Origin of the sequence: Thalassobellus citreus (assembly GCF_044385915.1) — a bacterium.
In the GTDB taxonomy this organism is placed as follows: domain Bacteria; phylum Bacteroidota; class Bacteroidia; order Flavobacteriales; family Flavobacteriaceae; genus Thalassobellus; species Thalassobellus citreus.
The window spans coordinates 1-440 of record NZ_JBISCC010000026.1; the positions used below are offsets into that span (position 1 = coordinate 1).

At 34.3% G+C, this 440-nt stretch carries 1 protein-coding gene; it reads right to left on the minus strand.

Annotation, left to right across the window (positions count from 1 at the left end; translation table 11 throughout):
- Positions 1-440, minus strand: a 440-nt coding sequence (locus tag ACH5TX_RS00115) for a hypothetical protein (RefSeq protein WP_439337535.1), incomplete at both ends; no start/stop codon positions are given.

Here is a 440-nt window from a genome sequence, read left to right on the forward strand (position 1 = left end):
GGTTCTAAGACTAAATCTCGGATAACATCCAAAAGCTCCATTTCATTATGCGGAATCATATCCAAGACATACCCTAACACTTCTTTGATGTTATGTTCTGGGTCAGATATAGAACGTGTTGAGCAGTAATCGGCTTCCATAGCTAATATGCAGACCTTTAACAGATTCGAAATCATGAACGAAGTCTCTAAATAGCCTTCAGTAACTAATCCAATGGTATAATGTCCTTCTTTAAAAGGATAAGGAGACAAAGAAGAAAAATCCTTTTTGGATAAGGATTTAATGAAATTGGATAACTCCATGTCATTTGGTTCTGAGCTTTGTTGTTGAGTAACTTTGATATCTTTAGTATTTGATACTTCAACAATACAGGTGTTCAGTTTGTTTTTGAATAGTGACGTAGCCAATGCTTCCATTTTATGAGCTTTCTCTAATATTTT